At 62.8% G+C, this 22,526-nt stretch carries 21 protein-coding genes; 10 read left to right on the forward strand and 11 right to left on the reverse strand.

The features are described 5' to 3' along the window. From EEB12_RS16950 to EEB12_RS16960, 3 genes are read right to left on the reverse strand one after another with little or no spacing between them, the layout of a single operon-like run. A complete protein-coding gene (locus EEB12_RS16950) occupies window positions 1–645 on the reverse strand; it encodes a TetR/AcrR family transcriptional regulator (RefSeq protein ID WP_141488176.1) in 645 nt (214 codons plus the stop codon). Next, window positions 633–896, reverse strand: a complete 264-nt coding sequence (locus EEB12_RS16955; protein ID WP_019745914.1) for a hypothetical protein — start codon at window positions 894–896, stop codon at window positions 633–635. The genes EEB12_RS16950 and EEB12_RS16955 overlap by 13 nt, the downstream gene beginning before the upstream one ends. Further along, window positions 893–1,327, reverse strand: a complete 435-nt coding sequence (locus EEB12_RS16960; protein WP_031331451.1) for a hypothetical protein — start codon at window positions 1,325–1,327, stop codon at window positions 893–895. The genes EEB12_RS16955 and EEB12_RS16960 overlap by 4 nt, the downstream gene beginning before the upstream one ends. Before the next feature lie 154 nt (window positions 1,328–1,481). Here EEB12_RS16960 and EEB12_RS16965 point away from each other — a divergent pair, with 154 nt between their 5' ends. Together EEB12_RS16965 and EEB12_RS16970 are read left to right on the forward strand one after the other, a co-directional pair. Beyond that, window positions 1,482–2,810 carry a diacylglycerol/lipid kinase family protein gene (locus EEB12_RS16965; RefSeq protein ID WP_020909604.1) on the forward strand — a complete coding sequence of 443 codons (1,329 nt, stop codon included), beginning with the start codon at window positions 1,482–1,484 and terminating at the stop codon, window positions 2,808–2,810. Window positions 2,811–2,922: 112 nt separating this feature from the next. After that, window positions 2,923–4,497, forward strand: a complete 1,575-nt coding sequence (locus EEB12_RS16970) for a carboxylesterase/lipase family protein (RefSeq protein ID WP_020909603.1) — start codon at window positions 2,923–2,925, stop codon at window positions 4,495–4,497. A 10-nt stretch (window positions 4,498–4,507) separates the two neighbouring features. Here EEB12_RS16970 and EEB12_RS16975 read toward each other — a convergent pair whose 3' ends face one another. Further along, on the reverse strand, window positions 4,508–6,448 hold the full coding sequence (locus tag EEB12_RS16975) for a BTAD domain-containing putative transcriptional regulator (protein ID WP_141488177.1): 1,941 nt from the start codon (window positions 6,446–6,448) through the stop codon (window positions 4,508–4,510). Window positions 6,449–6,530: 82 nt separating this feature from the next. Here EEB12_RS16975 and EEB12_RS16980 point away from each other — a divergent pair, with 82 nt between their 5' ends. Beyond that, entirely contained in the window at window positions 6,531–7,409 is an 879-nt protein-coding gene (locus EEB12_RS16980; RefSeq protein WP_141488178.1) for an alpha/beta fold hydrolase, read from the forward strand. A 71-nt stretch (window positions 7,410–7,480) separates the two neighbouring features. Next, window positions 7,481–7,966: a hypothetical protein gene (locus EEB12_RS16985; protein WP_020971240.1), complete on the forward strand. Its 486-nt coding sequence runs from the start codon at window positions 7,481–7,483 to the stop codon at window positions 7,964–7,966. A 33-nt stretch (window positions 7,967–7,999) separates the two neighbouring features. Here the strand turns inward: EEB12_RS16985 and EEB12_RS16990 are convergent, their stop codons facing one another. Next, the gene (locus EEB12_RS16990) at window positions 8,000–8,977 is read right to left on the reverse strand and encodes an ABC transporter substrate-binding protein (protein WP_141488179.1); all 978 of its coding nucleotides are present in this window, start codon (window positions 8,975–8,977) and stop codon (window positions 8,000–8,002) included. Window positions 8,978–9,221: 244 nt separating this feature from the next. Between EEB12_RS16990 and EEB12_RS16995 the strand changes: the two genes are divergently transcribed. Genes EEB12_RS16995 through EEB12_RS17005 form a run of 3 tightly spaced genes read left to right on the forward strand, consistent with a single transcriptional unit; the run spans window position 9,222 to window position 13,121 of the window. Continuing rightward, window positions 9,222–10,775, forward strand: a complete 1,554-nt coding sequence (locus EEB12_RS16995; RefSeq protein WP_141488180.1) for an MBL fold metallo-hydrolase — start codon at window positions 9,222–9,224, stop codon at window positions 10,773–10,775. 14 nt (window positions 10,776–10,789) lie between these two features. Further along, window positions 10,790–11,455, forward strand: a complete 666-nt coding sequence (locus EEB12_RS17000) for a YoaK family protein (protein ID WP_042953275.1) — start codon at window positions 10,790–10,792, stop codon at window positions 11,453–11,455. 37 nt (window positions 11,456–11,492) lie between these two features. After that, complete coding sequence (locus EEB12_RS17005; protein ID WP_141488181.1) at window positions 11,493–13,121, forward strand: cation:proton antiporter; 1,629 nt, start codon at window positions 11,493–11,495, stop codon at window positions 13,119–13,121. Here EEB12_RS17005 and EEB12_RS17010 read toward each other — a convergent pair whose 3' ends face one another. After that, entirely contained in the window at window positions 13,122–13,559 is a 438-nt protein-coding gene (locus tag EEB12_RS17010) for a DUF2867 domain-containing protein (protein ID WP_019745903.1), read from the reverse strand. Window positions 13,560–13,612: 53 nt separating this feature from the next. On the opposite strand from EEB12_RS17010, the gene EEB12_RS17015 reads away from it, so the two are divergent. Further along, window positions 13,613–14,185, forward strand: a complete 573-nt coding sequence (locus EEB12_RS17015) for a TetR/AcrR family transcriptional regulator (protein ID WP_069145352.1) — start codon at window positions 13,613–13,615, stop codon at window positions 14,183–14,185. Between the two features lie 179 nt (window positions 14,186–14,364). Then, window positions 14,365–14,493 carry a hypothetical protein gene (locus tag EEB12_RS30865; RefSeq protein ID WP_003943237.1) on the forward strand — a complete coding sequence of 43 codons (129 nt, stop codon included), beginning with the start codon at window positions 14,365–14,367 and terminating at the stop codon, window positions 14,491–14,493. 60 nt (window positions 14,494–14,553) lie between these two features. Here EEB12_RS30865 and EEB12_RS17020 read toward each other — a convergent pair whose 3' ends face one another. Continuing rightward, a complete protein-coding gene (locus tag EEB12_RS17020) occupies window positions 14,554–15,438 on the reverse strand; it encodes an SDR family oxidoreductase (protein WP_080910276.1) in 885 nt (294 codons plus the stop codon). A gap of 56 nt (window positions 15,439–15,494) precedes the next feature. Here EEB12_RS17020 and EEB12_RS17025 point away from each other — a divergent pair, with 56 nt between their 5' ends. Then, on the forward strand, window positions 15,495–15,821 hold the full coding sequence (locus EEB12_RS17025; RefSeq protein WP_019745900.1) for a winged helix-turn-helix transcriptional regulator: 327 nt from the start codon (window positions 15,495–15,497) through the stop codon (window positions 15,819–15,821). A 7-nt stretch (window positions 15,822–15,828) separates the two neighbouring features. On the opposite strand, the gene EEB12_RS17030 is transcribed toward EEB12_RS17025, so the two are convergent. From EEB12_RS17030 to EEB12_RS17045, 4 genes are all read right to left on the reverse strand, one after another. Next, on the reverse strand, window positions 15,829–16,890 hold the full coding sequence (locus EEB12_RS17030; RefSeq protein WP_021333328.1) for an alpha/beta hydrolase: 1,062 nt from the start codon (window positions 16,888–16,890) through the stop codon (window positions 15,829–15,831). An 83-nt stretch (window positions 16,891–16,973) separates the two neighbouring features. Beyond that, window positions 16,974–18,443, reverse strand: a complete 1,470-nt coding sequence (locus EEB12_RS17035; RefSeq protein ID WP_141488182.1) for a cellulase family glycosylhydrolase — start codon at window positions 18,441–18,443, stop codon at window positions 16,974–16,976. Between the two features lie 80 nt (window positions 18,444–18,523). After that, on the reverse strand, window positions 18,524–20,647 hold the full coding sequence (locus EEB12_RS17040; RefSeq protein WP_141488183.1) for a phosphocholine-specific phospholipase C: 2,124 nt from the start codon (window positions 20,645–20,647) through the stop codon (window positions 18,524–18,526). Window positions 20,648–20,751: 104 nt separating this feature from the next. Beyond that, window positions 20,752–22,497, reverse strand: a complete 1,746-nt coding sequence (locus tag EEB12_RS17045; RefSeq protein WP_232816835.1) for an Ig-like domain-containing protein — start codon at window positions 22,495–22,497, stop codon at window positions 20,752–20,754. Between the last annotated feature and the right edge of the window lie 29 nt (window positions 22,498–22,526).

Here is a 22,526-nt window from a genome sequence, read left to right on the forward strand (position 1 = left end):
CTACCGATCGTGAGCAGGCCGATCGGTGGGATCGGCGGTGAGGGAAGTCGGCCACGAGACGCCCAACGCGCGCATGATGAACGGGACGGTGGTCGCCACGACAGTGTCCACTCGGTCGCCGGCCATGAGCATCGGGCGACGGCTTTCCACGCAGGCGAGGATGAGTTGCGCGGACGCGGCAGCATCGGAATCGACAAAGACGCCGGCGTCGACACCTTCCTGGACGAGCTGTTCTACCAGAACCGACAGCGGGACAATATGTTCGAGGAAACTTTCGCGATCTTGCGCAGACAGCAATTCGACCAACGCGATTCCCGTGAATCGCTGCAGTGAGAACTCGACGAGCGTCAGTTTGACGAGGATTTCGATTCGGTCGACAGGATTCTCGCGATCCGCGAGTTCACGCTCGGCCAGGAGCAGGAATCTGTCCATCGCCCGGGTGGACCAGGCAAGCAGTAACGCAGATTTGTCGGGGAAGTAGTTGTACACCGCGGTCCGTGAGACACCGGCTGCCTGGGCCACAGTCTGCAGCTTCACGTTTTGCCAGCCCTGCTCGTGAAGTTCGCGAATGAACGCGTCCAACATGGCTTCTCGGGTCGCGATCTTGTGTTCTGCGGTTGTCGCGCCACCGGTCAGCTTCGGCATGGTCGATCCTCCTGTGTCTGATTCATGGTCACGGGGAGGTCGAACAGATCCGCAACAAGGCGTGGATCACCCTGCCACATCGAGACGGGTACAAGCATCATCTGCTGCGCGATCGAGCGTACGGATCGGCAGACTTCCTGCGCCTCGGCGGCGGTGAGCGTCGTGCGTTTGCGCAATCGCTCCATCTCCGCGGCAGTCAGATCGGTGATCCATTCTTCGGCTGCAAGTGAGAGAGGTGAATCCGGTGTCACGGCCGATCCAACTCGGCACTGGAGAACCTCGAAGTCATCACGGACAGCATGATGACGGCGACGACCGAAACGGCGTGTGCACCCGCCAGCCAGAGCGACTCGGGTGCATGTTTGTGGAGGGTCGGCGCCATCAGCATGGCCATGAGGAGGGCGAGACCCGACAACATCGCGGGGCCGTCGGGTCGGCCGACAAGCAGGCTGACCAGGAGAACGAGCGCGACAACGCTGCAGGCCACGTCTACAGGCGGGTACGTGGTCGGGACGATTCCGTGGACGGTGTCGGTTAGGTTCAGCCCGATCGACACCAATTGTGCGAGGCCCGTCGCGCCGGCCAGCCAGGCCGTCCACCGCAGTCCGTGAAGACCGGCTTTCCGCACCACGGTCAGAGGCTCCTCCGAAGATCCCCATGCTGCGGACGTCGGTGTTGTCACGGGCCTTCTCCTTTTTATGACGAGGTGTCGTCATAAAGTATCAGCGCTGGAAAAGTGGGTTTCCGAGGGTAGGTAATTGGCTAGTCCTGAGGAGACAGACACGGCAATATCAACAGTTGAATATCCGACGAGGCGAACTGCGGGAGGTGGCTCGATGACGACCCCTGTCCGCACGGATCGGCCCTCGTCGAAACAGAGTTGGTTGGCGCGCGCGGCATTTGCTGCGCTGGTTCTTGCCGTCGTGGTGCTCCTGATTTTCGCCGGACTGAAAACCTTGACCATGCTGATCCTGGGGATCGGTGGGGTGGTCGTGTGCGTCGTAGCGGTGTACTGGTTTCTGACCACCCGCGGATTCCTCCGCTGGATCTCGTTGGCTGTGGCGGTTCTGACGCCGATCGTGGTGCTCGCCTTCCTGATCCGAGAACGCCTCTTGTGGGTGGTGCTGCTCTCGATCGGATTGTTCGTCATAGCCGGTATCTGCGCCCGCGCCGCTTTGGAGGGGGAGGAGAAGGAACTGCCGGTGGTCGAGCGACCGGCGCCGCCGCCCGCCAAACCGTTCTTCGTGATGAATCCGAACTCCGGCGGTGGCAAGGTCGAGAAGTTCGACTTGAAACGCAAGGCCGAGGAACGAGGGGCCACGGTCGTACTGCTCGAGGGGCCGGAGAAGATCGACGTGACGGCCTTGGCCAGGCAGGCGGTCGCGGACGGCGCCGACCTACTCGGTGTTGCCGGTGGCGACGGAACTCAGGCGTTGGTTGCCGCTGTCGCGGCCGAACACGATCTGCCCTTCCTGGTCGTCAGCGCCGGGACGCGCAATCACTTCGCCGCGGATCTGGGTCTCGACCTCGACGATCCGTCACGGTGCCTCGACGCTCTTGTCGACGGCGTCGAGGTGACGGTGGATCTGGGTAATGTCGGCGGTCGAACCTTCGTCAACAACGCATCGTTCGGGGCATACGCCGAAGTTGTCCAGAGTCCGGAGTACCGCGACGCCAAAACCAGCACCTTCCTGCAGAAACTCCCGGATCTGCTCGCCGGACGCGCCGGAGCGGTGCTGACCGCGCGCTCCCCGAGCGTGTCCGCGGTGGGTCCACAGGCGGTTCTGGTCAGCAACGGACCGTACGAGATGAACGACTTGGCGGGGCTCGGTCATCGCCCGCGATTGGACCGGGGCACTCTCGGGATCGTGGCGATCTCCGTCGGCAGCGCCCGTCAGGCCGTCGGGTTACTCCATCGGGCGCATCAACGAGGCCTGGCTCAGGGCACCGGATTCGAGGTGATCATCGACGCCGACACCGACGAGATTCCGGTCGGCGTCGACGGTGAGGCTCTGGTGATGCCGACTCCCGTCAGGTGCACGGTCAGCCCGCAGGCACTGAGAGTCAGAGTCCCCCGAGACCGTCCGGGCGTCCGTAGGCCCAGGCATGCCTGGGATCTGGTCCGATTGCGAGAGTTGGCTAAGTTCACGAAATCCGGCGCATGACCTGGCGATAGCCTTGCATGACTGCCAGCAGAGTGAATCCGGCAAACATGTCCGATTTGCACCGGATGCTGGCAGCATTGAGGGCCGGTACGGATCCTCGAGGAGCAATCGAATGACGATCACACCCAGCGAAGCGCCGGTAGTCGAGACAACGTACGGGCCGGTTCGTGGATCCACGGAAGGTGCGGTATCGAGTTGGAAGGGGATCCGCTACGCGGCACCTCCGGTCGGGTCGTTGCGTTTCCGCGCACCCGTTCCGCCACAGCCGTGGACCGAGATTCAAGACGCAACAGAATTCGGTCCGTGTGAACCGCAAAGTCGACTTGCGATGATCCCGCTCGGTGAGAACGTTCCGATGGATGAAGACTGCCTGTTTCTCAACGTATGGGCGCCGGGCCCCGTCGGCTCTGATGCGCCGGGTAAACCGGTCATGGTCTGGATTCACGGCGGTGCGTACTTTCGCGGAGCATCCAGCCAACCACTTTTCGACGCAACCACATTGGCTGAGAACGGTGACGTTGTCGTCGTCTCGATCAACTACCGCATCGGTGTGTTCGGCTTCGTCGATTTCTCGTCCTTCAACTCGGAAGAACACACCTTCGAACCCAATGTCGCTCTCCGCGACATGATTGCAGCGCTGCAATGGGTTCAAGGCAACATCGCGGCCTTCGGTGGTGATCCGAATCGGGTGACGTTGTTCGGCGAGTCGGCAGGTGGCGGCGCTGTGACGACGCTGATGACCGTGCCGTCCGCCCGTGGCCTGTTTCATCGCGCTATCGCCGAGAGTTCCCCCGCCACTTCGGTGTACGGGAGTGAACGTGGCGAGATCGTCGCGAAGCTGTTTCTGGAGATCTTCAGCGGCGGTGGCGATCTGGGTCTATTGCGGTCCACGTCTGCCGAAGACATGATCGGGCCGTCAGACGAACTGTTTGCTCGCGTCCCTCAGGAGACGCCCGGCACTTTGGCGTTCGCGCCGATCGTCGACGGTGATCTGCTCCCTGATTACCCGGTGCGCGCGTTCCGTCACGGCAGTGCACACCCGATTCCGCTGATCATCGGAACCAACAAAGACGAATCTTCGCTCTTCCGGATGATGAAATCGCCGTTGATGCCGATCGATCCCGTCGTGATCACGTCGATGTTCGCGGAGATCGCCGACGAGCACCCTGGGCTCGAGCTACCCGATCATTCGCAGATCGAAGGCGCGTATTCGGGGCTGTCCAAGCTGGGCGCTGGTCTCGGGCTGACCCGTGACTTCGGATTTCGTTTGCCCACGCTGTGGATTGCCGAGGCGCACAGCAAGATTGCACCGACCTGGTTGTACCGATTCGACTACGCGCCGCCGATGCTCAAGGCGCTGAAAATTGGTGCGACCCACGGGACCGAACTTGCCTACGTCTTCGGCAACATCAATCACGGAGCGCGGGACATCACCTACAAATTGGGTGGGCTGAGCGCGGCGCGTCACGTGTCAGAGCGCATGCAGGCGAGGTGGCTGGATTTCGCCAGAGCTGCAGGTGATTACGGCACCGGGGCCGATCGTGAACTGGGTGCGGACCCGGGATGGCCAACTTACGACACCGACACACGCTCGACACTGTTGATCGACAAGCACGATGCCGTCGTCGCTGATCTGGATTGCGAAATCCGGGAGGCGTGGGGCGACACGGTGATTGCATTCACCTGATGGTTCCGGTCTACTGCAGTGTGGCGAGATAGTGCGAGACGGGTCCCGCTGTGAGCATTCCGCTTCCGGCGCCGGCAATTTCGGCGGCGGCAGGTAAGAGCGCCGCTCGAGCACGCTCCTTGACTCGACTGTCGCCGACTGCAGTGGCCGCCGCGGCAGTCAAGCACCACAGTGCCTCGGAGAGTAGGTCTTTGGGCGGGTCCGGCAATGCCTCGACGGCCTTCGCAGCTTCGTTCGCCTGCCCCTGTGCGATGAGCAGGTGTGGCCGGGCCCAGGGTTCGTACGGGCCCCACTGCGTAGCCGGGTCGAAAATTGCCGGCAGTCCCCGCCACACACGGAGGGCGAGAATTGCGAGAGGGAGTATGCCGTCCTCGAGACCCGGCATGCCGGAACCGGAAAGGTTCACCGCCGCAGCTTCGTACAGCTTCTCGCAGTGCGCCGCTTCTGCGCCGGTAGTGGCCGTTCGCATAGCGCGAAACCAGGTGGTGAACACCGCTGCCAACGGCCGTTCGTGACGTCCGGCCAATCGATCAACTGTCTCGGCGTGTAGCTCGGCTGCGTCGAATTGCCCCAGTGCGCTGAGGGCTTGCATACGGATGAGATGTCCGAGAATCTCGAAGGTGGACAGTCCGTGTCGAGCGGAGAGGTCGACCAGTTCACGGCCGATGCCGTCGCGCTCGGAGGCCAGACCGGTAGTCCAGAACGTCTGCATGAACAATCCGTTCAGAGCGAAAGCCAGGAGACCTGGATCGTCGAGAGAACGACTGATCTGCACTGCAGCGCGGGCACATTCGAGCCCACGATGACCGGACAGTCCGCGCGATTCGAGTGCAATTGTCGCCAACAGTCTGGCCCGAGCGGGTTCGTTGCCGACCGGAAGTCGATCGAGGGTGCGCTGAGCGGCCGCGACGATCTGCGCAGCCTGCCGAGGATCGTCGGATCGTGTCCAGATTCCGGGCACGTCGTAGTTGCCGATGATCCGTGCGGTGAGTTCGACATCGTCCAATTGTTCAGCGGCACCGATGATTGTCAGTCGTTGGTTTCGGGCAGTCTCGAGTCCGCTTCCGCCCGTAACTGCCAAACTTCGGAGGAGACCGACGGTTGACTCCAATCTCGATTTCGATCCTGCCGCTACGGTCCGGTCGTACGCTGCCGAAACCTGAGTGAAGATCTGTTCTGCCGCTACAGGATCCAGGTGGTTTTCGCGGCGGAGAATGTCGGACTCGAGGTCGGTCAGTCGTGGCCCGGGGTCGATGCCCAACTCTTCGGCGAGTAGCTCGCGTGCGCGACGTAGGACTGCCAGAGCATCGCCTTGACGGTTGGACCGGTACAGCGCGAGAGCGAGTAGTCGCCAACCGTCCTCGCGCCAAGGGTGTTCCGTGACGTGGGCGTCCAGATCGGGAATCGCTTCGGCAGTTCGCCCGAGATCGAGTTGCGCGGATGCGAAGCGTTCGACGCCAGTCAGACGCAGTTCCTCGAGGCGTGACCGCTCAGATCGAGCCCACGGTTCTTCGGCGAACTCCGCGTAGGCCGGCCCTCTCCACAGTTGGAGCGCGGTTCGGAGCAGTTCGAGTGATTGCGCCGGCGTCGAATCGGCGGCTTCACGAACCAGTCTTTCGAATTCCCAAGCGTCGACCGCGTCGGGTGCAGCGCGAAAGGCGTAGCCAGGGCCTTCGGTGACAATGACTTTCGGCTTCGTTCGCGGGGCACGATCCGGTTCGAGCGCGCGCCTCAGTGCGGAAACGAACGTACGTATTGCACTGGTAGCCCCGGCCGGAGGATCGACCCAGAAGTCGTCGACAATCACGTCCACCGGAACAACACGTCCTCGGGCAATGATCAGACGAGCGAGGACCGCTCGGTGTCGTGGACCTTTCAGATCGATCAACCCTGACGAATCGTTCCACGCGACCACGGGTCCGAGAACTCCGAAAAATATGTGGTCTCGCATTTCCCCACGTTATCGCGCTCATCGAATGCTCATCGACTACGGCGAAGCTGATTGCCATCACCCCGACCAACGAGAGCGACCGATGACGATCACCATTCCAGGCTTCGACTATCAGCAGATTTCCACAACAGACGGGGTGCGGCTCAACGTCGCGGTCGGCGGAAACGGAACACCACTCGTCCTTCTTCACGGTTTCCCCCAGACACACCTCATGTGGCGTCACGTCGCCACTGCGTTGGCGTCGGATCACACCGTCATCTGCCCGGATCTCCGCGGATACGGAGCCAGCGACAAACCGGTCGAGGAAAACCCGGACACCTACTCCAAAAGAACAATGGCTGCCGACATTGTCGAGGTGGCGAAGAAGCTGGGACACGAGAAGTTCGCCCTCGTCGGCCACGATCGTGGTGCGCTGGTTGCCGTCAGAGCTGGGCTGGACCACCCGGATGTGATCACACAGCTCGGTTCGCTGGACGTGCTCCCCACCCTGGATATGTGGGACATCCTGCATGGATCGAATGCTGCTGTGGCGTTCCATCTCTATCTCATGGCTCAGCCACCCGGTCTCCCCGAGCAGATGATCAGCGCCAGCGCCGACGCGTTCTTCGAGTACTTTCTCGACGTGTGGACGCAGAACCGCGAAGCGATTCCGGTAGACGTGCGGGCGGAATACCTGCGCGCCTCACGGGAGGCCGTGCCGTCGATCGTTGCCGATTACCGGGCGTCGGCAGGCATCGACATCGAACACGATCAGGTCGATCGGGAGGCGGGCAACCAACTGCACATGCCGGTCACGGTCATTCAGCAGGACTGGGGTTCGATGCTCGGTTACGACGCCGAGGCCCTGTGGAAAGCGTGGGCGCCCGATCTCGAGCACCGCACGCTGTCCGCAGGTCACTTCATGGCAGAAGAGGCGCCTGCCGAAGTGGTCGAGGCGATCCGGACCCTACTCGAGAGGTAGTTTTGACGCTTCTCGGCTGTCGAGGTACTGGCGAGCGCATCACGTGCGTCGCGAATGGACGAGGGGGATCGATGGGTTTCTCGCTGCACTTCATGCGTATGACGAAAGACGTGCAACTCGATGTTGATCGGGCGGCGGTCGCCGCTTTCCTCGATCAGCACGGGCTGCGCGTGGTCGAGAGCCCGTACGGAGGCGAGATCGTCGACCGTGACGACAGGGCATTGACGATCGACGGGGCCTTCTCCGACCTTCATCTCGACTCGCTCGAGCAGAGCGATCCACTCAGTGGTGGAATCTTCCACGCGACGCTGTCGCCTGCCGAGTGCGCGTTCGTCTACGACCTCTGCGCGGCCGCTGGGTTCCTGATCGTCAACCCTCAGGGTGACCCGACGTTTCTCGTTCCCCAGCGCAATCACGAGCCCGACGACGTTTCCGAGTTGGAGGACGTCGTCTGGGTCGAAAGCGCCGAGGAACTGGCGCGGGCGCTCACCGGTGGTTTCCAAGCGTTCCGCGAGTTTCGGGACCGCGTGACAGGACGAGCCGCCGGTGCCGAATGATCGGGGCCCCGTCGGGTTGACGAAGGTCGGGTTCTACCGCTTGACCCCGGCCGCCAAGTCGTCGACCAGGACCTTGGCGGTCAAGGCGTATCCCGCGGCCTTGTAGTAGTCGAACGGAATCACGCGACCGGCCTGTGCGGCGGGCAGGCGCTGCCACGTCGGCGAGGTGTACGCGCTGCCGGAGGCGCTGCGATCCAAGGCGAAGATGACGTCGGCTTCTTCGAGACGGTTGAACTGCTCCGACCCGAGCATCACGCGAAGGTCGGGGCCTTCACGGAGCACCTCGAACCCGAGGTCCTCGGCGACGGCGGTGCGGAAATCGTTCTGGAACCACGCGATCTGATCCTCCGCGGCGGCAACGAAGGCAACCTTCTTGCCGGCCATCAGCGGTTCGACGGTCGGGCGGACCTGAGCTACATGGGCGTCGTACTCGGCGAGTACTTCTTCGGCGCGATCGCTGCGCCCGATGCCGGTGAGGAAGTCCGACATGACCTTCCGCCATTCCGGGGTGAAGTCCTTGCCGACGGGCAGGACCGGTGCGATCTGCTGCATCCGGTCGTTGCCGTACGACCCGGTGTCCCACCAGCCGGCGCTGAGGACGAGAAGGTCCGCGCCGAGGGTCGAGATGTATTCGAAGTTGGGATCCGAAGCACCTTCGGCGAAAATCTCGACACCGGTGGCATCCGGGACCTCGCGGCGTAGGTGTTCGGCGGCGCCGGTCGGGTAGGCGGTCACCGGGTACCCCGCAAGGATCGACAATTCGAGGCCGTCGCGTGGATCGAGGGCAACGACGTTCTGAGGGTCCGTCGGAATGGTCAGCTTCTCGTCGCCGCGTGTGAACTCGAAGGTCTCCGCGTTATCGGGCGTCGAACTCTCCGTGCTGCTGCAGGCGGCGAGAAACGCGGCCGCAGCGACGCCCGCGCCGACGCCGAAGAAACCGCGCCGCGTCAGGTTGTCCACGATCGCCCAGTAGTCGCGATCGGTCGTGGAGTGAGAAAGAAGTCGAGTCATGTTTGTTAGGTTAGCCTTAGGGGCTGCCTTCGGGAATGGCGAAACAGCTCCCATGAGCGCCAAGAAATACGGCGAACACGCCAGCGCGCAGAGTGTTGTCGGCGTCACCGGCCCGCCTGAATCACAACCCACTTTCGACCTTTGACGTGCATGACGTCACAACCGGCCGCCTCCTCGATCGCGATTTGGCCCTGATGGCGCCGACTATGCTGGGTGCACCAGCAGTACGATTTCGGAGGTTGCAATGCAGATCACCAGCGTCGGCCACGCAGGATTTCACATCCAGACCGAGGCCGGATCCATCCTGTGTGATCCATGGGTGACCCCGACGTATTTCGCGTCCTGGGTGCCGTTCCCCGACAACACCGAGTTGGACTGGGACGCGCTGGGCAATTGCGACTACCTCTACGTTTCGCACCTGCACAAGGATCACTTCGATCCGAAGAACCTGATCGCGCACGTCAACAAGGACGCCACCGTCCTGCTCCCCGATTACCCGGTGCCGGACCTCAAACGTGAGCTCGAGAAGCTCGGCTTCCACAAGTTCTTCGAGACGGAAGACTCCGTCAAGCACACAGTCAGCGGTCCCAAGGGCGATCTCGACATCATGATCATCGCTTTGCGCGCTCCCGCGGACGGTCCGATCGGTGACTCAGGCCTGGTCGTCTCGGACGGGGAGACCACCTGTTTCAACATGAACGACGCCAGGCCCGTCGACCTGGACCCGCTGACCGACGCCTTCGGGAAGGTCGACATCCATCTGCTGCAGTACTCGGGCGCGATCTGGTACCCGATGGTCTACGACATCCCGAAGGGCACCAAGCGCAACTTCGGGAAGCAGAAGCGTCAGCGCGGCATGGACCGTTGCCGCAACTACATCGCCCAGGTCGACGCTGCCTGGGTTGTCCCGTCGGCCGGCCCGCCGGTCTTCCTCGACGACGACCTGCGTTACCTCAACGACGATCACGGCGACGAGGGAAACATCTTCCCCGACCAGATCACGTTCCTCGAGCAGATGCGCATCAACGGCAACGATCGTGGTCTGCTGATGATCCCCGGCTCGGCCGTCGAACTTCGGGGGAGCGAGAAGGTCGCCCTGACGCATCCCATCCCGGACGCGGACGTCGACAAGATCTTCTCGAACAAGGCCGAGTACATCGAGAAGATGGCGCAGAAGATGGCACCGGTCATCGCCGCGCAGAAGGCTACGTGGGCTCCGACCGAAGGCGAGCCGCTGCTCGACGGTCTGAAGGCCAAGTTCGAGCCGATCATGGCGCAGTCCGATCTGATCTGCGACGGAATCGGCTACCCCGTCGGACTCGTGATGGGAGAGGAGACTGTCGTCCTCGACTTCCCGAAGCGGATCGTTCGCGAGCCCATCGACGGAGAAGGTAAGTACCGCTACGGCTTCCGCATTGCTCCCGAACTGGTTCGCACCGTTCTGCGTGACGACGAGCCAGACTGGGTCAACACCATTTTCCTGTCGACACGCTTCACGGCGTGGCGCATCGGTGGGTACAACGAGTTCCTCTACACGTTCTTCAAGTGCCTCACCGACGAACGCATCGCATACGCCGACGGCTGGTTCGCCGAGGCGCACGACGACAGCGCGTCTATCGAGTTGGGTGGCTACGAGATTCAGCGTCGTTGCCCCCACCTCAAGGCTGACCTGTCGAAGTTCGGTGTCGTCGACGGCACCAACCTCACCTGCGATCTGCACGGCTGGCAGTGGGATCTCGAGACCGGCCGGTGCAAGACGTCCAAGGGCCACGAGCTGCGCACCAGCAAGCTGAGCTGAACCGAGCTCGTCGGGTGACGGGATACAGCAGGTCGCTGATCGGCCTGGCGACAGCGCTCGCCGGGTTGGCCGGTTACGTCGACGCGCTCGGATTCATCACGCTCGGTGGGCCTTTCGTTTCGTTCATGAGCGGCAACATGACGCAGGCGAGCGTCGCATTTGCCGACGGGGTGTGGTCGACCGCGCGGGTGGCAGGCGGCATCATCGTGCTCTTCCTCCTGGGAATCGCGCTGGGAACCGTCGTCACCCACTTCACGGAGCGGTACTCCGTCCGGACCCGCAAGGTAACAGTGCTTGCGGTTGTGGCTGGACTGCTGGCCATCGGTTCGGTGATGAGCAGCCTCGACGTCACCCCAGGCGCGATCTCGGCGATGGCCCTGGCGATGGGAGCCGTCAACTCGGTGTTCCAGCGCGACGGTGAGGTGACGATCGGTGTCACGTACATGACCGGTGCGCTGGTCAAGATGGGCCAGCGTCTCACCGGAGCCTTTCTGGGCGGCCCGAAGTGGGCGTGGCTGCAGCACTTCGGGATGTGCGCGGGGTTGATCGCGGGCGCGGTAGTCGGTGCGCTGGTTCATCGGTGGATCGGCCTTCACGCTCTGTGGCCTGCTTCGGCATTCACGGTTCTTCTGATCGCCGTCGCGTGGCGGGTCTCGCCCGCGGCGCCGGCACAGGTGTAAAAAGAGCGGGGTACACAAGCCGGAGTGCGGGGGAACTGTGGATGCGCTGATCATCGTTGTGCTGGGACTACTCGGAATCGTCGCCGCCTCGACGCTGGGGGCGCGGATCGGAGTCGCGGCGCCGCTGATTCTGGTGATGGCCGGGATCGTTGTCAGCGTGCTCCCCTTTGTCCCAGCGGTGGACATCGATCCGGAATGGATTCTCGCGGGTGTGCTTCCGCCGCTGCTGTACTCAGCTTCGGTCTCGATGCCGTCGATGGAGTTTCGGCGTGAATTCGGTGCTATCGGTGGGCTCTCAGTTCTCCTCGTCGTGGTGAGTGCGCTTGTTCTCGGTGTGTTCTTCTCGTGGGTGATACCAGGACTCGGCATCTGGTGGGGCATTGCACTCGGCGCGATCGTGAGCCCGACGGATGCCGTCGCGACGTCCATCGTCAAGAAACTCCCGGTCTCGCCGCGGGTGGTGTCGATCCTCGAAGGCGAAAGCCTGCTCAACGACGCCACCGCTCTGGTCCTGTTGCGTACTGCCATCGCCGGAGCGGCCGCGTCGGTATCGCTGTGGAGTGTGTTGGGCAAGTTCGCTTTTGCCGTCGTCGTGGCCGCGGTCATCGGTGTTGTCGTCGGCAAGGTCAACCTGATGGTTCGTGCCCGTGTCACCGACTCGACGGTAAACACGGTCATCTCGTTCACGGTGCCGTTTCTGGCCGCGATCCCCGCCGAAGAGTTGGGTGCATCGGGGTTGGTTGCTGCCGTCGTGGCCGGGCTCGTCACCGGCTACGACGCTCCTCGGAAGCTCTCGCCGCGTCATCGGTTGTCGGACTCCCAGAACTGGCGCACAGTCGAACTGGTCCTCGAAGGTGCGATCTTCCTGGTGATGGGCCTCGAACTCTCGTCGATAGTCGACGATGTCCGGGTCGACCACGAGGGAATACCCACCGCATTCTTCGTCGCTGCGGGTGCACTGTTCCTCACGATCTTGGTTCGGGCTCTGTACGTCGCGCCGCTACTGCGAGCACTCCAAGCGCGGGCAAACTTTCGCGAACGCATGAAACCCAGACTCTCCGACATCGCGAATCGTCTCGACAATCCAGAGGATTACCCACCGGACGAAGGGCGGCGTAGCAGGCGCCGGGCGCCTTCGGCGAATCAGATGGAACGGTTCAAGATTCGGGTGCGGCGGACGGTTGCCGATATCGATTACTACCTTGCCGCGCCGTTGGGATGGCGTGAAGGGGCGATCGTCATCTGGGCCGGTATGCGCGGAGCGGTCACTCTGGCTGCCGCGCAGACTCTTCCGGAAGACACTCCGAGTCGATCGCTTCTGATCTTGGTGGCGTTCCTGGTCGCAGCCGGCTCGTTGATCCTTCAGGGTGGGACGTTGAAGCGCGTCGTAGTGGCGGTCGGTCCGGGAGCGCAGGACCTCACCGATTCCGAACTCGACGAACATCGACGTTTGCTCGCTCTCCTCGAGGATGCTTCTGCGAGTTTCGTTCCACCCGAGGGGCAGTCGAAGAAGAAGACCCGGCTCGACGTGATCGACGCGCAGCGCCAAGCGCTACTCGACGCGCGGGACGACGGCCTGTTCGACGCACGGATGCTCGGATCGGCACTGGCCGCGCTGGACGCCGATCAGATCAGCCTCGAACTCAAGGGCGGTCCGGACGGTTGATCACGTGCACAGTCTCTTTCGAGCAGACGTCATCATTGCCCGCGTGATCACGCCGTGCAGTACCTGAACTGGTGCGAAGTAGATTCGGCCCGCGCGGTTCTTCAGCTCCACGGCAGTGACGACGTGCAGGAGACCGGCGTCGTTGTCGGCCTGAACCGAGGCGACGAATCGTAGGTGTTTCTCGTCCGCCTCGATGAGGGCCTCGCCGTCGGCGATCTTGTCGACGGTAAAGGTGTCCGGGCGTCCCTTGGCGATGCCGAGCAGTCCGACTACCCGCTCCCTGAGCCAGAACATCGCGAGGACTGGTGCGGGGACATTCCTGACGTCGAAGACGGCCTGCGCCCACTCCTCGGATGTATGGGTCGGAACAGACGGGATGGTGATCGTGGTGGCTTCTGCCCAGTCCGGTGCAGGCATTGCCTTGAATGCGAGTGTCATTTCATCCTCCGTACGGTGCCGTATGGAACTTACCCATACGGTACCGTACGGAGGTGACGAATGCCCGCGCCCGACTCTCCCGCGATCAGTGGATCGATGCTGCTTTCGAGGCTCTGACCAGCCACGGGCCAGGTGCCGTCGCTGTGGAGAAGGTGGCACGCACGCTGGGATCGACCAAGGGTTCCTTCTATTGGCACTTTGCGAACCGTGACGAATTGCTGCAGGCTGCGCTCGATCGATGGGAAGTTCTGGCAACCGAGCGACTGATCTCTTCCGTCGAGGCCTCCGGCGAACCGGCAGAGGTGAGGTTGCGTCGCCTGGTCGACGCGGTCACAACCGGACTGCCCGGTCGCCGTGCGGAGTTGGAACTGCTTGCCGGGATCGACCATCCTGTGGTTTCGGCGGCGGTTCGACGTGTCACCGAGCGTCGAGTCGCCTACATCGTGACGTTGTTGGTCGATCTGGGGATGGACAGGCAGAAAGCGGAACATCGTGGCGTACTTGCCTATTCGATGTACCTGGGGCAGATGCAATTGGTGCACAGTGCGCCAGATGTGGTTCCTGGCAGCGGTGCGGACGCTCACGCGCTCGCCGACGAGTTCGTGAGCATGGTTCTGGCCGGGTAAGTCCGCCATCGAATGCAGCGTGATCTGCGCATCACCCTGCGCTTTCAGGTGAGGGACCACACATTGCGCGTAACCCATAGTTACAGATACTTTGAGGTCAGCTGAAGTGGGGTGCCGGGTATGTCGGCATTTCCCGGAGGCGCAAAACCGTTTCACGACAGGAAGAAAGGTGACTCACCATGAGCGTTGTGCTTATTTCGTTGCTGGTCGCCGCTGGACTCACCGTGCTGGCCACCAGTGACGGTGCCGGTCTGGACTTCGGGAGTCGGCAGCTTAACCGCCAGTTGAAGACCCGCACGCACCGGTAACCCCGGAAATCGGCCGGCTCCACGCGATACTTCGCGGAGCCGGCCTTTTGCGTTGTCCGGTCAGTTCACCCCGAGATCTGCCAGCCAGGCCCGCGTGCTGCGGGCAGTGATACCCAAGGCAGCAGTAGAACCCGTCGCGGAGTCGAACGCGACGCTGTCGGCAGATTCGAGTCCCGTGTAGAGCTGGGAAACCCCGGCTGCTGCACCCGCTCCGATGATCGGCGCAATCGATGCACCGAAGGCATCGGGTGTCACGGCTTCGAAAGTTACCGCGCGCGAGAAGTGTTCGGCGAATGCCTCGGCCAATTCGATACCGGTGATCGCCGGAATCTGTCCGACGTCGACCGCGTCCGGTGCTACGTCGAGAGTCAGGGCCGCGACGGCTGCATCAGCGACGTCGAGATGTGAACTCCATGCGACCGCGAGATCGGCACGCAGTGGGTAACGCAGGACGCCTTCGTCTTTCACTCCCGACAGCACAGTGGGCAGAAGAAGATTCTCGAGGAACAAACGTGGGGTCAGAACGGTCACCGCGATGCCTTCGGCGCGAAGTCCGTCGACGAGCTCGGAGAGAACGGGTGTGTTGGGACCGGCAAGCGGCGAAGTAGCGTCGCCGATCACCGTGCCGCTGGTAGAGATCACGAACCGCGAAGGGCGTGCCGCTCTCGCTGCAGCCAGAACATTGTGGGCATAACCAGCTAGCGTCTCGGTGTCGCCGGCGAGTGGCAGGTGAAAGAACACCCCGTCCGCCCCGCGATAAGCGTCGGCGAGAGAGTCGACTGACGCATTGTCCGCGACGACGGTGTTCGCACCCTCGAACGTCTGGTCAGGGTTACGGGTAATTGCTCGGACTTCGGCCCCTGCCGATCCGGCGAGAGCCGCGACCAGTCCTGCGAGAACGGGAGAGCCCTGTGCGCCGGTGGCGCCATGCACTGTGTAAGTCATGACGCCTATAGTTCACATCGGGAACCAGTTACTTCAAGTGAACTAATGGGGAATCGATGAGTGAATCAGGTCACGTGCTTCCGGAGTGCGGCGTCGCGCGCTTCCTGCTGGTCCTGGACGGGCCGTGGGCAACGCTGATCGTTCGTGAGCTCACGCACGGCCCCATGCGCTTCACGGAACTACGACGCGCTTTGCCCGGCATCAGTCCAAGGACACTGTCGGCCAGGCTCAAACGTTTCGAGGAGTTCGACCTGGTGACCCGGACTGCTTACGCCGAGGTGCCGCCGCGAGTGGAGTACGAACTCACCGCGACGGGGATGGAACTGCGCTCCGTGCTCGAAGCGATGGTCGAGTGGGCGGATCTGGCACTCCCCGTTTCCTGAGGTGCCCTCAGCGCGGGCCCGAAAGTCCAACTCGCAGAGCGCCACAGGCCTCGAACATCGCGTCTTGTCCGGTGTGGCCGACGCCGGTGGTGTTGACGAAGGCATGGATCAAACCGCTGTGACGCCTCAGTGCGACCGGGACTCCGGCCTCTCGCAGCCGGTTCGCATACGCTTCGCCCTCGTCGCGTAGTGGGTCGAAACCGGCGACCGCAACGTACGCGGGCGGTAGGCCGGCCAGGTCCGGAGTGAGCAGCGGTGAGACTCGCGGGTCGAGAGCCGAAGTGCCGCCCGACAGGTAATGGGCTGCATACCAGTCGAGTTGGGCGTCGGTGAGAAAGAAGTCGGTGCCGAACATCTTGTGCGACGGGCGCTTCGACGAAAGGTCCACCCAGGGAAAGAAGAGCAGTTGGAATGCGGGTTTGACGTCGTCTTCGGTCGTGGACTGCGCGACGACGGCAGCCAGGTTCCCGCCGGCGCTGTCTCCGCCCACTGCAATGGATTTCGGATCGGCGCCCAGTTCCGCGGCATGTTCGACGCAGTACCGGAATGCGGCGACGGCGTCGTCGATCCCGGCGGGAAAGGGGAACTCCGGTGCCAGCCGGTAGTCCACCGACAGCACACTGACTTCGCCGTGGCGGGCCAGGAAGCGGCACACACTGTCGCCGCTCTCGAGGCTGCCGAGGACGAACCCGCCGCCGTGGAAGTACACCAAAAGTGGAGCGGGCGTGGAGACCCCGGCCGGGCGATACAGCCGAGCGGAAATCGCGTGGTCTCCGGCCGGGATCTCGAGGTCGCGAACCGTTTCGATGTCGATGGGCGTACCGCCGAACAGTCGCGATTCGGCGTCGATCTGAGCTCGTCCCTCTTCGACCGGAAGATGCTCGAAGCTCGTACCTTCCACTGCCGAGAGCAATCGCAGTGCAAGCTGGATCTCGGGGTGCAGAGTCTGTCCGTCGATCTCCTTCGGCTTGCCACCGAGAATGCGCTGCGCGCCAGTCGGTAAGGCGCCAACGACATCGAGCACCACCCGCGCAACACGATCTTGGACAGACATCTTCTCCGTGGACATACTCGCCTTCCGTCGGCTGATCACCCGTCGCTTGTACGTTACGAAAGAACTGGACAAATATCCAGGAACTTCGACGCTCGCGATCAACCTGCCGGCGTCACCGTGACTGTGACGGGGCCCGCGTCGTCCGCGGTTTCCACTGTGAGAAGACGACTTTGGGGGTTCCAGTTCACGATGTCGGCGCCTGCGACGTCGACGCCGCCGGGAAAGCCGCTCTCGGGTAGGTAGATCTCCGTCGGCGCCGTCACCGCGGGGTTCGGGGTGAACGTCAACTGAAGGCGGTCAACGCTCGAGGACCATTCGGTGGGTGTGCCCGCGACGGCACGCGGATACGGCTTGTTCAGGGTGTCGACGAGGAGTGTCTGTGTTCCGTCCGGCAGGTACGGGCCCCAAGGCCCGGGATCACTGGACCAGTACGAGACACCCGCGCCGAGTTCTCGGGCGGTCGTGTAGACGCGGTCGATGTAGTCGGTTGCGCCGGGCAGTGTTGTGTCGAGCCCGAATTCGCCGAGAATGACCGGGACGCCGCCGAGTACGTTTCCGGCGATGTGTTCGACGCTGTCGCGCCAGGTGTCGATGGTCGCGTCGGTGAGTGTGCGTGAGAGGCCGGAGTATCCGTCACCGAGGTCGAGGGGCAGTGGGTACAGGTGTGGGCAGTAGGCGATTCGCTGTTCGCCGGCTCGTGGGTCGTTGATCTTCGTCAGTCCGCTGGGGACACCTTGGTTGACGCCGACGGCCTGCGGGGCCACACACACCCAGCTGTCCTGATCAACTTCCCTGATGGCGTTGGTGGTTCGCTGATACAGGGCAGCGAGGGGCCCACCTTCGAATGCGGGGCCTTGGAGGGAACCGCCCCACGGCTCGTTCATCAGGTCGTATGCCACGACGGTGTCATTGCCTGCAAAACGTTCGGCCACCGCCTGCCATGCGTTCGCGTAGTGCTCGACCAGTTCGGGGTGTTGGCCGGTGGTGTTCCAGAAGTTGTCGAATGCGCGCATCACGCCGGGTTGGATGTAGTACAGCTCCCAGCGGTCTTGAGGGCTGACCGGAAGGCCGTCCATGTATGTCGCCCAGGCCGGTGCGCCGTTGCCGATGTTGCCTGCGCCGTTGCCGCTGTTGCCCTCTGGTGTGATCGCGCCGGAATAGACGTCTTGATGCATGTCGAGCATGACCTTGTAGCCGCGCTCGGCATACCAGCTGACCCGGTCCTCGACGCGGTCGAGATACTCCTGGTCGTACTGTCCTGGTTCCGGTTCGACCGAACGCCAGGAGATCAGGAACCGCACGAAATTTGTTCCCATGTCTGCATGTTCGCGCTCGAGGTCGGCTTCGGTGAACTTCGGAATGCCGTCGGGTGCGCTTTTTGCGCTCGACGCCGTGTTGAACCCTCGCAGGATCAAGGAGCGGCCGGCGTCATCGGTCAGGTACGACGGCGACATCGAAGTGCCACCGGCGCTCCCCGACGTGGGCAGGCTGCCCTGAGCCGCGGCAATGCCGCCGCCCAGTATCAGTGAGCCCGCGACTATCAATGCTGAGAGCGGGATACGGCGCACGGAAACTCCTCCTGGATGTGTGGATGGATTGACTTGTCCGACTGAGGATTCAGCCCTGGTCTTGATCACTCGGTGTCGATTCACGTCGGTTGGCTTACGCTGGTACGCCCGTTTTCGATGTGTCCGACGAGCACGCGCTTGAATTCAAGATCTTCGTCGACCGTCACGGTGGCCTGATACCAGCCGTCCACCGACGCCACCGCCCACCGGCCGCGTGCGCCGGCAGCGAGCTTCCGTCGGTCTCCGTCGACGTCGACGGAGAGTGCACGACTTCCGGAATTGTTCGCGGTCAGTACAAGCGCGCGCGACCCTGCGTCGATGGTTGTCGAGACGTCGAGCGAGGCTGCCGCACTGTCTGTAGCTCCACTGAACTCGCGCCTGAAACCATTGGGACCCACCAGGGTCAGGCTGTAGACGCGATCACTGAGCGCAACGGTGTCATCGACCTCGCCCAGGAGGTCGTAATGCCGTGGCTCGTCGAACTCACCTGCGTACGGGTACAAGGCCAGGTGAGTTGATGCGGCACCGGCATTGACCAGATGGACCGTCAACGAGCCGGTTTCCGGGTTCACCGTCGTGTAGGCGTCGGGCTGATAGGGAAGGGCCCGTGCTGGTCGAGTGCCGCTTTCCTGCAGGGGCATTCTCTGTTCGGTGGGTGGGGTCGGTGTCCACCGCGGTTCCAGAGGCGGAGTGGGCTGCGGGCGCGCCAAAGTCGGTCGGCTACGCGGGTTGGCGAAGTCGAACGCCGACGTCAGGTCGCCACTCACCGTGCGTCGCCACGGGTCGATTTCCGGCTGCGTGATTCCGAACCGCTTCTCCAGGAATTGTGTGACGGACGTGTGGTCGAACACTTGTGAACAAACGAAACCGCCAACAGTCCACGGCGAGATGATCGTCATCGGCACCCTCGGGCCGAGGCCGAGCGGCTGATTGCCGACCCATTCGGTTTCGACCGAGCGCGGTGGTCGAGGTGGCGGTACATGGTCGAAGTACCCGTCGTTCTCGTCGAAGTTGACGATCACGGCCGTCTTCGCCCACAGATCGGGATCGGAGGCGACGGCGTCGAGCACTTGATATAGCAGTGTTGCGCTCGCCGCAGGTGACGATCCCGATGGGTGCTCCGAATCCACTTCGGACGGAACGAGATAACTGACTTGCGGCAGTCGGCCCGACTCGACGTCCTTCCTGAACTCGGCGGCCAGTGTGCCGGGCCGGGATCGGTACAGTGCGCGATCGTAGAGTTGGCGATCAGCAGGCGACAGTTGGTCTGCAGCATTCTCGAGGGCCAGTACCGCTGCGTCCTGGACCGGCGCCGGCATCGACGGCAGGGCGAGATAGAACCCGGCCAAGGTCTGCAGTTCGTAGGGGAGCAGGCTTGGCCGACCAAGCAGCCCTGCCGCCACTTTCTTGAAGGCAGTGAAGTATTCGAGGTTGTTGTCTCCGAAGTTGTCCCACTCTTGGTAGGTCTTCCAGGAAATGCCGGCGGACTGCAACCGCTCGGGAACCGTCGTCCATCCGTAGCCGGCGTGCCAGGGGTTGTAGGCCGCATTGGTTACAGCTCTTCCCTCGGGGCCGGGCGGATCCGAAGGCAGGACGGACTCGGTTGGATTCGGCGAAAGTGGCTCGTATCCGGTGTATCCAGAGACCCAATAGTTCCGGTTGGGGCTCGTCGACGTCGGAACGGAGCAGTGGTAGGCGTCGCAGATTGTGAACGAGTCCGCCAGTTCGTAATGAAAGGGAATGTCTTGCCGGTCGTAGTACGCCATCGTCGTACCGGTTTTTGCCGCAATCCAACCGTCGTGCCAGCCGTCGGCGAGTGCGGCATGTCCGCCCGCCCAGCTGTGATCCAGCCCGGTGACGTTCTGGGTGTCCATGCGTTGTGCTGCAGCGGAATCGCGGATGGGGAAGGGGAGCACAGGACCGGTAGGTCCGGGTTGTTCGAAGACGCTTTGGCCGCTGCGTAGACGCAACGCATTCGGATCCCCGAAGCCGCGGACACCCCTCAGAGCGCCGTAGTAGTGGTCGAAAGATCTGTTCTCCTGCATGACGAGGACAACATGCTCGATCGAATCGAGCCCGCCGGAGTTTGCGGGTCTCGCCAGTGCACGTTGAAGCGACGGCGGCAGAAGGGAAGCGGCGGCGACTGCAGTCGCACCGACCCCGGCGGCGAGAAACGACCGTCGAGAAAAGGAATTCCTGGACACTTGTGCTCCATCGATCAATCAATCAGTGCTATGACTACGGCCGCGACATGCTGTTGCCGCTGCTCCGAATCGGTGCAGCGGCAACAGTGTCGAGAGAAATGCGATCAGGAACCGAAGAGACCGCCCAGCGAACCGAGGCTGCCCGAGCCGCCGTTTCCGCCATCATCAGGCGCAGCAGAAACCTTTACGACGGATTCGTCCGACGCAGACTGCGTGAATCCGCTTCGCCCGGCGTATGCCGCCTTGATCGGATGGTCGCCCGTCGATGCGAAAGTGTGCGTCAGTCGCGCCACACCATCGACTCCGACGACAACGGGTTGTCCGATGGGTTGGTCACCGTCGAAGAACTGAACCGAACCCCCGCCCGGATTAGGACTGACCGTTGCGGAAAGTTCTGCCGCGACATTCTGCTTGGCCGTCGCGGGAGCTGCCAGTGAGGTCGAGGTGGTGACATCGGACGGCGCGGGATCAGACACGGTGACCGTTTGGGCCGATGCCATCGACGGCATGAATCCTGTTGCGCCGGAGTAGTAGGCCGACACTGCATGAGATCCGGCCGAGGTGAATGCGTGTTCCAGAGTGGCTTTTCCGTCAGCGCCCACCGGGATCGGGGCACCGATGTTTGCAGCGCCATCCTTGAACTGGAGAGTGCCACCAGTGGGGGTCGGCGTGACCTGCGCCCTCAGCGACACCGATACGCCCGTCTTTGCATCGGTAGGAACGTTCACGGCAGTGTCGGTCTGCTTGACGACAGGTGCGGCAGTCACCGTGACCATCGTCTCTGTCGAGTTGGAACTCTGGAATCCGTTGACTCCCTGGAACGTTGCGGAGACCCGCGCGGTTCCGGCGGTGAAGAAGGTATGCGGTAGCCGGGCAGTGCCGTCGGCACCGGGCGTGACAGGTGTACCGACGTCAGCGCCGTCCACCCTGAACTGCACGTTTCCGTTGACCGGAGCCGGATCCACCTTTGCGACAAGCTCTGTCGGTGTGCTGGCTTGGATCGAGTCGGGCATCTGGATTGTGGTGGTTGTCGGTTGGCTGACGTAGATGGTGGTCAGGGCCTGCCCACCGGCGTTGAGGCCGGAGTTCCTGTTGTCCCGCGGGGAGCAGTTGTAGCGCTCCCAGTAGTTGACTGTGAAGACATCCTTCTCGCGCTGGACGAATGTGAGCGCATTTCGGTCGTCGTCGTAGTTGGCGGAGCCGGGATCGGAAACTCGCAGCGAAGGCTTGATCTCGCTACCAGCCGCACCGGCTTTGACTGTGACGTCGACTGCGGGGAGTCGGAACTTGGTGTTGGCACCGACGATGATGCCGTCACTCGATCGAACCGCGGAGGACGGACCGTTTCCGATGGTCCGATTCGATCCGGAGATACGCAGGTGCGTACCGGATGCCGATGGATTACCGCCGTCGTCGATCTGTGTGACTGTTGGAGTGGCACTGTCGGATCCGAGGCCGTACGCACTGTCCGCCACAAGCTGCGAACTCACGAATTCGACGCCCGACGGGATGTCGAAGTCGTACTTGATCCGGGCCCAATGCACGACTCCACGGCTGGCATGGCCGCCGCCGTTTGCCTTCATCTCGTTCGGCTGCACGCGGTAGGTGACGGTCTCACCTGGTGCCGCGGTGGTCGGCGCGGTGATGGTGACCCCCGAGCCGAGCGTCTCGTTGAACGTGATCGGGCTTGCCGCACCGTCCATCTCGCGCACATGGCATGCAGTTGTGAAGGCCACGCTCTTGGTCTCGGGGGCAGCAGAGGCGGTCCCGCCGCCGGCGATCGCGAACAACCCGCCGGCCAGTACCGAGACGGTTGCAATCGCAGAGCCGCGTAACAGTTTCGAGTTCATCGACGAATCCTGGTTTCTGTTCACAGTTT

It is taken from the genome of Rhodococcus sp. WS1 (assembly GCF_003797745.1).
Taxonomy (GTDB): Bacteria; Actinomycetota; Actinomycetes; order Mycobacteriales; family Mycobacteriaceae; genus Rhodococcus_F; species Rhodococcus_F erythropolis.

What these genes read in the sequence shown, in the direction of transcription:
- EEB12_RS16950 (WP_141488176.1), bottom strand. Translation starts at nt 645, where the DNA reads ATGCCGAAGCTGACCGGTGGCGCGACAACCGCAGAACACAAGATCGCG.
- EEB12_RS16965 (WP_020909604.1), top strand. Translation starts at nt 1,482, where the DNA reads ATGACGACCCCTGTCCGCACGGATCGGCCCTCGTCGAAACAGAGTTGG.
- EEB12_RS16970 (WP_020909603.1), top strand. Translation starts at nt 2,923, where the DNA reads ATGACGATCACACCCAGCGAAGCGCCGGTAGTCGAGACAACGTACGGG.
- EEB12_RS16975 (WP_141488177.1), bottom strand. Translation starts at nt 6,448, where the DNA reads ATGCGAGACCACATATTTTTCGGAGTTCTCGGACCCGTGGTCGCGTGG.
- EEB12_RS16980 (WP_141488178.1), top strand. Translation starts at nt 6,531, where the DNA reads ATGACGATCACCATTCCAGGCTTCGACTATCAGCAGATTTCCACAACA.
- EEB12_RS16985 (WP_020971240.1), top strand. Translation starts at nt 7,481, where the DNA reads ATGGGTTTCTCGCTGCACTTCATGCGTATGACGAAAGACGTGCAACTC.
- EEB12_RS16990 (WP_141488179.1), bottom strand. Translation starts at nt 8,977, where the DNA reads ATGACTCGACTTCTTTCTCACTCCACGACCGATCGCGACTACTGGGCG.
- EEB12_RS16995 (WP_141488180.1), top strand. Translation starts at nt 9,222, where the DNA reads ATGCAGATCACCAGCGTCGGCCACGCAGGATTTCACATCCAGACCGAG.
- EEB12_RS17010 (WP_019745903.1), bottom strand. Translation starts at nt 13,559, where the DNA reads ATGACACTCGCATTCAAGGCAATGCCTGCACCGGACTGGGCAGAAGCC.
- EEB12_RS30865 (WP_003943237.1), top strand. Translation starts at nt 14,365, where the DNA reads ATGAGCGTTGTGCTTATTTCGTTGCTGGTCGCCGCTGGACTCACCGTG.
- EEB12_RS17020 (WP_080910276.1), bottom strand. Translation starts at nt 15,438, where the DNA reads ATGACTTACACAGTGCATGGCGCCACCGGCGCACAGGGCTCTCCCGTT.
- EEB12_RS17025 (WP_019745900.1), top strand. Translation starts at nt 15,495, where the DNA reads ATGAGTGAATCAGGTCACGTGCTTCCGGAGTGCGGCGTCGCGCGCTTC.
- EEB12_RS17030 (WP_021333328.1), bottom strand. Translation starts at nt 16,890, where the DNA reads ATGTCCACGGAGAAGATGTCTGTCCAAGATCGTGTTGCGCGGGTGGTG.
- EEB12_RS17045 (WP_232816835.1), bottom strand. Translation starts at nt 22,497, where the DNA reads ATGAACTCGAAACTGTTACGCGGCTCTGCGATTGCAACCGTCTCGGTA.